General features: G+C 70.2%; 7 protein-coding genes. 3 read left to right on the top strand and 4 right to left on the bottom strand.

Annotated elements, in window-relative coordinates:
- Nucleotides 1-135: 135 nt before the first annotated feature.
- A complete protein-coding gene (locus tag AC57B8_RS03690) occupies nt 136-1008 on the top strand; it encodes a CoA transferase (protein WP_496478674.1) in 873 nt (290 codons plus the stop codon).
- A gap of 6 nt (nt 1009-1014) precedes the next feature.
- On the opposite strand, the gene AC57B8_RS03685 is transcribed toward AC57B8_RS03690, so the two are convergent.
- From AC57B8_RS03685 to AC57B8_RS03675, 3 genes are all read right to left on the bottom strand, one after another.
- Nucleotides 1015-3099 carry an esterase-like activity of phytase family protein gene (locus AC57B8_RS03685; RefSeq protein WP_496478673.1) on the bottom strand — a complete coding sequence of 695 codons (2085 nt, stop codon included), beginning with the start codon at nt 3097-3099 and terminating at the stop codon, nt 1015-1017.
- A 153-nt stretch (nt 3100-3252) separates the two neighbouring features.
- Nucleotides 3253-4164 carry a hypothetical protein gene (locus AC57B8_RS03680; protein ID WP_062481616.1) on the bottom strand — a complete coding sequence of 304 codons (912 nt, stop codon included), beginning with the start codon at nt 4162-4164 and terminating at the stop codon, nt 3253-3255.
- 7 nt (nt 4165-4171) lie between these two features.
- The gene (locus AC57B8_RS03675) at nt 4172-5092 is read right to left on the bottom strand and encodes a DMT family transporter (RefSeq protein WP_496478672.1); all 921 of its coding nucleotides are present in this window, start codon (nt 5090-5092) and stop codon (nt 4172-4174) included.
- A gap of 290 nt (nt 5093-5382) precedes the next feature.
- On the opposite strand from AC57B8_RS03675, the gene AC57B8_RS03670 reads away from it, so the two are divergent.
- On the top strand, nt 5383-6021 hold the full coding sequence (locus AC57B8_RS03670; RefSeq protein WP_496478671.1) for a DUF1294 domain-containing protein: 639 nt from the start codon (nt 5383-5385) through the stop codon (nt 6019-6021).
- A 24-nt stretch (nt 6022-6045) separates the two neighbouring features.
- On the opposite strand, the gene AC57B8_RS03665 is transcribed toward AC57B8_RS03670, so the two are convergent.
- The gene (locus tag AC57B8_RS03665; RefSeq protein WP_062481079.1) at nt 6046-8433 is read right to left on the bottom strand and encodes a YgiQ family radical SAM protein; all 2388 of its coding nucleotides are present in this window, start codon (nt 8431-8433) and stop codon (nt 6046-6048) included.
- A 156-nt stretch (nt 8434-8589) separates the two neighbouring features.
- Between AC57B8_RS03665 and AC57B8_RS03660 the strand changes: the two genes are divergently transcribed.
- Nucleotides 8590-9531 (top strand): bifunctional helix-turn-helix transcriptional regulator/GNAT family N-acetyltransferase, encoded by a 942-nt coding sequence (locus tag AC57B8_RS03660; RefSeq protein WP_496478670.1) that lies wholly within the window; start codon nt 8590-8592, stop codon nt 9529-9531.
- The last annotated feature ends 1 nt before the right edge of the window (nt 9532 follow it).

The following is a 9532-nucleotide window of genomic DNA, read 5'->3' as shown; positions in this document are numbered from 1 at the left end:
AGGAGCGCGTGCTGCCATCGGCCGCATGCTACGACTGCCAGGGCGCCATGGCTTGCGGAATCTGGCTCCGCCAGCGGGTGAAAATGGCCGCGCCCCCCTTCCCTTTCACCCCTGGACCTTCCGGACACACGACCCATGCCCCGTTCCTCCGATGCTTCCTTCCTGCCGCTCAACGGCGTGCGCGTGCTGAGCCTGGCGCTCAACCTGCCGGGCCCCGCCGCGCTGCTGCGCTGCCGCACGATGGGCGCGGCCTGCCTCAAGCTGGAGCCACCCGGTGGCGATCCGATGGGGCTGTACAACCGTCCCGCGTACACGGCGCTGCACGAGGGCGTCGAGGTCCGCACGGTCGACCTGAAGACCGAGGCCGGCCAGGCGCAGCTGCATGCCGAGCTGGCCCGCACCGACGTGCTGCTGACCTCGTTTCGCCCCTCGGCGCTGCAGAAGCTGAAGCTCGACTGGGCCTCGCTGCAGGCGCGGCACCCGGCGCTGTCGCAGGTCGCCATCGTCGGCGCCCCGGGCGAACGTGCCGAGGAGCCGGGCCACGACCTGACCTACCTCGCCGAAAGCGGCCTCGTCACCGGCACCGCACTGCCGCCCACGCTGTACGCCGACATGGGCGGTGCGCTGCTCGCGAGCGAGGCGGTGCTCAAGGCCGTGCTGCAGCAGACGCGCCAGCGCGGCGGCGTGTACCTCGAGGTGGCGCTGAACGCCTCGGCCGACTGGCTCGCCCTGCCCCGCACCTGGGGCCTGACGAAGCCCGACGGCGCGGTGGGCGGCGCGCACGCCGGCTACCGCGTCTACCCCTGCGCCGACGGCCGCGTGGCGGTGGCGGCGCTGGAGCCGCACTTCGCGGCGCGCCTGTGCGACGTGGCCGGCGTGGCGCCGCCGGACATGATGGCGCCCGCCACGCACGCGGCGCTGGCCGCCTGGCTCGCGACGCGCACGCGCGCCGAGCTGGAGGCCATGGGCCGTGAGCGCGACGTGCCGCTGCTCACGCTGGCCGACTGACGGCGCTCAGGACGCCGGCAGGCGCAGTTCGCTCAGCTTGCGATCGAGCTTGATGAGCCAGATGCGCGTCGGGCGCTCCAGATCGGAGCCGCGCGTGATGCGTGCTTCGGTCGCGCCCGCCGGGCAATCGCGGAGCTTGCCGTCGACATCGACCTTGCACTCTTCCACGCTGCCGGCCAGGCGGGTGCCATCGGCGGCGAGCAGCACGGTGCCCAGGCCGAAGTCGTTGTCGTTCACCAGCGCCAGGGTCTGGTCGTCGACGATGGTCAGGCCCTCGGCCTTCTCGGCCAGCCAGCCCAGCACGTTGAGGTCGAGCAGCTCGGTCTTGCGCATCGTCACCACGGTCGAATAGTCGACGCCATTCGACGGGGCCTGCGTGATGCTGCTGATCTCGAGGTTGTGGTTGAACTCCGGGGCTGCGATGTTCGTCGCGTTGGCCGGCAGCTCCACCAGCATCAGCTTGTTGAACACCTTGCCGTCGCCCTTGCGCGCGCCCTGCTCGATGACGATGAAGCGGCCGTTGCCCAGGCTCACCATGTCGCCGAGCTTGGCGTTGCCGGTGCGGTCCTTGTCGTACTGGCTGCCGTCGATCGGGTAGGCGTAGAGCTTCGAGGTCTCGGTGGCCGGATCGAACGCGAGCCAGCGCGTGAACTTGGCGATGTGGCGCACGTCGGTGTTGCTGCCGCCCGGCGGCTTGGCCTTGATCGACTTGCCGTTGGCGTCGCGCGGATCGATCGGGCTCTGCAGGAAGCCGTGCAGCACGCCGCTGGCCACATCGAGCGTCAGGCCTTCCATGCCGCGGTTGGGGCGGCGCTGGGCCAGCACGGCCGGCAGGTCGGTGGCGCCGGGGCCGGGCGCGTACTTCTTCTCGACCACACCGCTGGCGATGTTCAGGCGCGCGATGAAGGGACCGTACTCGTCGCTGGTCCACAGCACGTTGCGCGCCTTGTCGAGCACCAGCGTCTCGGGGTCGAGGCCGTTGGCGTCGTAGCCGGCCTTGGCTTCGTCGAACTTGTACTGGTCGGTCAGCGGGGTCTCGCCGGTCGAGCCCACGCCCGAGCGCGGCGGCAGGCCGGTGATCTTGGTGTTGGCGTCGCGCTTGAGCGGCACGCTGGTGCTGAGCACCGCGCCGGTCTTGCCCACGCGCACGACGCCGAAGCTCGGCGCGAACGATGGCGCCGGGAACACCTTGCTGATGCTGGTGACACCGTCGCCGCCGCCGGGCACGGGCGCGGTCGGGCCGTCGCCGTTGGGGCCGCGGTCGGTGATGGCGTAGAACTCGAGCGCGCCGTCGTCGGCCTTGCCCTTGAACGCCAGGCCCGAGCCGTAGGCCGGCAGGAAGCCCTGCGGAAAGTCGGCCTTGATGTCCGGGTTGTCGCCCTCGTAGGGCACGTGAAAGCGGGTGTCGGCCTGCAGCTGGTAGCGCGTGACAGCGATGCCGATGGCGCCGAGCTGGTTCGTCTGCTTCGATGCCTCGGTGACCGGTGCACCCAGGCGCGAGGCCAGCGTGTCCTCGAAGTGTTCGCGGGCCAGCATGCGGCGGTTCGAGTCGACCATGCGGGCATTGTAGGGAGCGGGCAACGCGGCCAGCACCGCGTTGAGCGCGGTGTGGAAGGCGTCGGGCAAGGCGTTGAAATCGAGCGCGCCGGCCGTCAGGGCGGCCTTGAGCGCGGGCGTCAGGCGGATGCCGTTGGCGGGGTCGCGGTCCTCGTCGAAGCTCTGCAGCGCGAGCAGGCGGTTGACCACGGCATCGGCCTTCACGTCGCTGCCGCCGGCCAGGGTGAGCGGCGTGATCGCTTCGCCGCACGCGGCGCTGCCCAAAGCCAGCGCGCCGGCGCTGAAGGTGACGGTCTCGCCGTCCTTGCAGATGAACTCGCCCTTGGCGTTGGTGGCGGCCTTGGGGGCGCTGCCGGCCACGTAGTCGAGGCCTTCCACCGCGGCATCGAGGAAGGTGCCGGTCTTCGACTGTGCAGCGGGCGGATTGGTGGTGCCGCCACCGCCCACGGGGAACGACCAGCCGCCCCCGCCGCCGTTGCCGCCGCCGCAGGCGGTCAGCACCGCGCCAGCGCCCACGAGCGCCAGCCATCCCATCCTCGATCCTCTTGTTGTCTTGTGCATTGCTTGTTGTCCTTGTGATGCGCCCGCGCAAAGGCGCAAGCCCCGGCGATTAATGCCGAGGCAGATGACAAGCCCGTGAAACTGCAACCGAAAGGTTGCGGTGGTCGGCGCGCTTTTAGCGCCTTCTCAGCGACCGCTGCCGTCGCGCTGGCGGTCTTCGCGCTTGACCGCAAGGTAGGTGTCGAGATCGACCTCGTGCAGCTGGCGCGGGTAGCGCTCGGCCGCCGCGAACCAGTAGCGCTGCCGGCGCTCGGCCGGGTCGTTGGCGCCGGTGGCCAGGTAGGCGTCGAGCGTGAGGAAGTAGCGCATCGCATTGCGCTCCACCAGCCCGCGCAGGCCGCGGATGTACTCGGGCTGGCCGTCGGCGCCCTTGCCCACCACGGTGAAGCCCACCTTGGAACTGCCGAAGGTGGCGAGGTAGGCCTGCGTGGCCAACCGCACCATCGTGTTGTGGTTGTAGCCGTAGCTGAAGTGCAGGAAGGTCTTGCGCTCGTCGAGCGCCACCGCTTCGAGCCGCACGCGGTAGTTGCTGGTGCCGAACGGGCCGGTGTCGGCCGACATCTCGACCTGCAGGTGCTCGGGCGTGGCGCTGGCCACGCGGTAGGCAAAAGGCAGCTCGAAGGCCTGGTCGACCGGCTTGTCGTAGCGGCGCACCACGAACAGCGTGAGCGTCTCCTTGCCCTGCGGCGAGGTGCTGATGCGGCAGCGCCGGTTGTTGATGTGCAGCGTGAGCAGTTCGCACCAGTGGTCCGAGCCCTTGAGCGCCGCGCTGACCTTCGACAGCGGGTGCTCGACCACGGCGTAGATGTCGCCCTCGAGGCCGCCGGGCGTCTCGGTGGAGTCGAGCTGCACGGGGCGCCCGAAGCGGCTCTGGTCGAGCTTGTCGCTGAGCTTCTGGTGCTCGGCGCGCAGGGCCTGGGCCCCCGCGGGCGCGGAGGCCTCGGGGGCCGCCGCCTGCGCCAGCAGCGACACGCCGCAGCAGGCGGCCACCGCCAGGATGCGCTTCCACGAAACCGGCACGGGGGGCGAACTGCTCATCATGGGGCTACACGATACCCCGGTTCCGCCGCACCAGCAGCAGCATCGCCCCCGCCAGCAGCGCCGCGCCCAGCCATTGGCGCGGCGCCATCGGCTGCGCCAGCCACAGCGCCGCGAGCCAGGCCGCCACCAGCGGCTCGATCAGCGTGCCGACCACCGCCGCCGTCGGCGAGAGCCGACGCGCCCCCCAGGCGAAGGCCAGGTAGGCCACCGACGTGGTCGCCACGCCGGTGTAGGCCGCGCCCGTCCATTGCGCCGCGCCCTCGGGCCAGGTGATGCCGTTCGCCACGGCGACGCCGAGCATGCACAGCGCCGCGGCGCTCATGCCCCAGGCGGACGCGGTCACGGCCGGCACCCGCGCCGGCATGCGCGCGTTGCCCAGCACCACCAGCGCATAGCAGACGGCCGAGCCGAAGGACCACGCGAGCCCGGCGCCGTAGCCCGTCGGCAAGGCGCCCCATCCAGCGGCTGGCATCACCAGCAGCAACACGCCCGCCAGCGCCAGCACGAGGCCGCCGAGCAGGCGCGCGCCGAAGGGCTCGTAGCCGCGCAGCACCGACACGCAGGCCACGATCAGTGGCGCGCAGCAGATCGAGATCACCGTCGGCAGCGCGGCACCCAGGTGCGCGATGCCGGCAAACCAGCAGCTCACGTTCAGCGCCATCGCGGCGCCGGTGCCGACGACGTGGCCCTGCTCGCGGCGCGTCAGATGGCGCCACTCGGCATCGGCAACCGGCGAACGCCGCGTCGCCTGCCAGTGCAGCCACCACAGCAGCGGCATGCCCAGCGCGAAGCGCGCCAGCGACAGGCTGTGCGGCGCGATGCCGCCGTCGATCAGGAATTGCGCCACCAGGGCGCCGCCGCCCCAGAGCACGCCGGCCAGCAGCACGCCGCCCCAGGCCAAGGCGGCCGTTGTTCTTGCATTCATGTTGAAACTCTCCGTGAGGCCCGTCGCCTCGGCGTCGCGTCGACGCACTGCCGGGGGCGGGCATGACCATCCGGCCACCGCCCGGCGTTCTTCATTCAGCGGAAGAAGGCGGACGGCAGCGACCACTTGCGGGCCTGACGGGCGCGGCGCGAGGCGCGCGCGAACGTCAGCGGCAGGTCGACGAAGGGGGAGAGTGATGCAGGTGCATGAGCGGCCGATGATAGGAGCGGCGCCCCGCGCCCACAAGAGAGAATCGCCCGCATGTGCCCTGCCCTTTCTCACTGCATGCCATGAAGCGCCAAGGTCGACTCGTTCGTTGGGAGGCCGAGCGCGGCTTCGGTTTCATCCGCAGCCCGGAGGTGTCGGCCGACGTCTTCGTGCACCTGCGCGACTTTCGCGACCGCCAGTTGAAGCCTCAGGTCGGCATGGCGGTGCACTTCGAAGAGATCCATGTCGGCGGCAAGGGGCCGCGGGCGATGGCCGTGGAGGCTGCGGCCTCGGCGGCTGCCGCACCTCGCGCAGCGTCACGCCCGCAGCCGCGCCGGTCTTCGGGTCGCAGCACGGCCGGCACGCCGTGGGGCGCGTGGCTGATCGGGGTCTATGTGCTGGGCCTGGGCGCCGCTGTCTGGCTCGGTCGCCTGCCACTGTTCGCGCTGGCGGTCGTCGCGGGGCTGAGCCTGCTTACCTTCGGCGCCTACGCCTTCGACAAGCGCGCGGCGCAGGCCGGGCGCTGGCGCACGCAGGAAAGCACGCTGCACCTGCTCGCCCTCGCAGGCGGCTGGCCGGGCGCGTGGTGCGCGCAGCGGCTGCTGCGGCACAAGTCGAGCAAGGCGAGTTTCCTGTGGAGGTTCTACGTCACGGTCGCGCTGCATTGCGCGGCGCTGGGGGCGTGGGTGTTCTGGCTGTCGAAGCACGCGGCCTTCGGCTGACCGCACCTTCGACTTATCAACGCCTCAACGCACCTTGCGTGAAGGCTTGTTGAGCGGCTTGCCGCCGCTGCCGTTGTCGCGCGGCGGCAGGCCCGTGTGCTGCGTGAGGATGCGGCCCTTGGAGGGCTTCACCGGCGCCAGCCGGACCGGCGCCGCGGCCTTGGCGGCCACCGGCGCCGAGGTCGAGTTCTTGCGGCGTGCGCTCGTGTAGCCGCCATCGGTCAGCGGCTGCCACGTCGGGATCAGGTGGTGCTTGCCGTTGCCGATGAGGTCGGCGCGGCCCATGCTCTTCAGGGCTTCGCGCAGCAGCGGCCAGTTGTTGGCATCGTGGTAGCGCAGGAAGGCCTTGTGCAGGCGGCGGCGCTTGTCGCCGCGCACGATGTCCACCGTCTCGCTCTCGCGCGTGATCTTGCGCAGCGGGTTCTTGTTGGTGTGGTACATCGTTGTCGCAGTGGCCATCGGGCTCGGGTAGAACGTTTGCACCTGGTCAGCGCGGAAACCGTTCTTCTTGAGCCAGATCGCGAGGTTCATCATGTCCTCGTCGCTGGTGCCCGGGTGCGCGGCGATGAAGTACGGGATGAGGTACTGCTTCTTGCCCGCCTCGGCCGAGTACTTCTCGAACATCTGCTTGAACTTGTCGTAGCTGCCGATGCCGGGCTTCATCATCTTCGTGAGCGGGCCTTGCTCGGTGTGCTCGGGCGCGATCTTCAGGTAGCCGCCGACGTGGTGCTGCACCAGCTCCTTCACGTACTCGGGCGACTGCACGGCCAGGTCGTAGCGCAGGCCGGAACCGATGAGGATCTTCTTGATGCCCTTGAGCGCCCGCGCGCGGCGGTAGATCTTGATGAGCGGGTCGTGGTTGGTGCCCAGGTTCGGGCAGATGCCCGGGTACACGCAGCTGGGCTTGCGGCACGCCGCCTCGATCGCGGGGCTCTTGCAGCCCAGGCGGTACATGTTGGCCGTGGGGCCGCCCAGGTCGGAGATGGTGCCGGTGAAGCCGCTGACCGAATCGCGGATGGCCTCGACCTCCTTGATGATCGAGTCTTCCGAGCGGCTCTGGATGATGCGGCCCTCGTGCTCGGTGATCGAGCAGAAGGTGCAGCCGCCGAAGCAGCCGCGCATGATGTTCACGCTGAAGCGGATCATTTCCCACGCGGGGATCTTGGTCGCGCCGTCGTGGCTGCCGTTCTCGTCGGCGTAACGCGGGTGCGGGCTGCGCGCATACGGCAGGTCGAACACGTGGTCCATCTCGGCCGTGGTGAGCGGAATGGGCGGCGGGTTGATCCACACGTCGCGCGCCGTGGCGCCCTCGCCGTGCGCCTGCACGAGCGCGCGGGCGTTGCCGGGATTGGTCTCGAGGTGCAGCACGCGGTTGGCGTGGGCGTAGAGCACCGGATCGCTGCGCACCTGCTCGTACGAAGGCAGGCGGATCACCGAGCGGTCGCGCGGCGGCACGGCGATCTTGCCGCGGCCTTGCAGCGCCGGGTTGGGCACGAAGTTCAGCGGCTTGATGGCGGGGTTGACGACCGAGCCGGCGGCAGAGCCCGCGGCTTCGGCGGCCTTGGCGACGGCTTGCGCCTCGTCTTCCTTCGCGCAGGTGGCGCCGTTGGCCTTGGCCTGGTCGGACACCATCAGGTACGGGTTGACGTGCGCCTCGACGCGACCGGGTTCGTCGACGCTGGTGGAGTTGATCTCGAACCAGGCCTCGGGCGTTTCGCGGCGCACATAGGCCGTGCCGCGCACGTCTGTGATCTGCTGCACCGGCTCCTTGGCGGCCAGGCGGTGCGCGATCTCGACGATGGCGCGCTCGGCGTTGCCGTACAGCAGCAGGTCGCACTTGGCGTCGACCACGATGGAGCGGCGCACCTTGTCCGACCAGTAGTCGTAGTGCGCGATGCGGCGCAGGCTGCCTTCGATGCCGCCGAGGATGATCGGCACGTCGTTCCAGGCTTCCTTGCAGCGCTGCGAATACACGATGGCCGCACGGTCGGGGCGCGAGCCGCCGACGTCGCCGGGGGTGTAGGCGTCGTCGCTGCGGATCTTCCGGTCGGCCGTGTAGCGGTTGATCATCGAATCCATGTTGCCGGCCGTGACGCCGAAGAACAGGTTCGGCTTGCCCAGCACCTTGAAGGGCTCGGCGCTTTGCCAGTCGGGCTGCGCGATGATGCCCACGCGAAAGCCCTGCGCCTCGAGCATGCGGCCGATGACCGACATGCCGAAGCTGGGGTGGTCGACGTAGGCGTCGCCCGTGACCACGATGATGTCGCAGCTGTCCCAGCCGAGCGCGTCCATCTCCTTGCGCGAGGTCGGCAGGAACTTGGCCGTGCCGAAACGGGCCGCCCAGTACTTGCGGTAGCTGGTCAGCGGCTTGGCGGCACGCGCAAAAAAGGAGACGTCGACGGGGGCGTTCATCGGTGGGAGCGGACAGCGCCGGGGCGCCGCCTGTGTGGGCAACCCTCGATTTTAGGGTTTTCCAGCATTTCTGTCGCCCTGAAGATCCCTTGCCCCGGGATGCGAGGGCTCTTATTTGATTGCCAAAGTCAAGCAACTTGAATGACAATGGCAACCATGTCCACGCCAACGCCCTCCGTCGACCCGTCCGCCGTCAAGGCCATCCGCCGGTTCAACCGCTTCTACACGCGCCGCATCGGCGCCCTCGACCCCTACCTGGGCAGCGACCTGTCGCTGACCGACGTGCGCGTGCTCTACGAGCTGGCGCACCGCGAAACCCCCGTCGCCAGCGAGATCGGGCGCGACCTGGGCTTCGACGCCGGCTACCTCAGCCGCATCCTGCGCCGCTTCGAAACCCACGGCTGGCTCACGCGCGAGCCGCACCCGCGCGACGCGCGCCAGAGCGTGCTGCGCCTGACGGAAGCCGGCCATGCCGCGTTTGCGCCGCTGCAACAGAAATCGCGCGACGAGGCCGCCGCCCTGCTCGCGGCGCTGCCGCCGGCGCAGCAGAACCAGCTGGTGCAGGCCATGGACACGGTGCAGGCGCTGCTCGAACCGGCCGCGCCGCCGGCCCGGCCCCAGGCCGCCGTGCTGCGCGACCCGGCGCCGGGCGACATCGGCTGGGTGGTGCAGCAGCACGGCGAGCTGTATGCGCGCGAATACGGCTGGGACCTCCGCTTCGAGGCGCTCGTGGCGGGCATCGCAGGCGAGTTCCTGCTCAAGTTCCAGCCCGAATGGGAGCGCTGCTGGATCGCCGAGCTCAACGGCGAGCGTGTCGGCGCGATCTTCGTGGTGCGCAAGTCGGCCACCGTGGCACAGCTGCGCATGCTGATCCTCACGCCGGCCGCGCGCGGCCTGGGCCTGGGCGGGCGCCTCGTGGACGAGTGCATCGCCTTCGCGCGCCGCAAGGGCTACAAGAAGATGACGCTGTGGACCAACAGCTGCCTCACGGCCGCGCGCAGCATCTACGCCAAGCGCGGCTTCCAGCTCACGCACTCGGAGCCGCACGAGGGCTACGGGCAGCCGCAGGTGGGCGAGACGTGGGAACTGAAGCTGTAGC

This window comes from Variovorax sp. BGA-UO-ETr-C22 (assembly GCF_059567965.1).
Note: the sequence above shows the minus strand (reverse complement) of the source record. Positions and strands in the feature narration are given on the sequence as shown.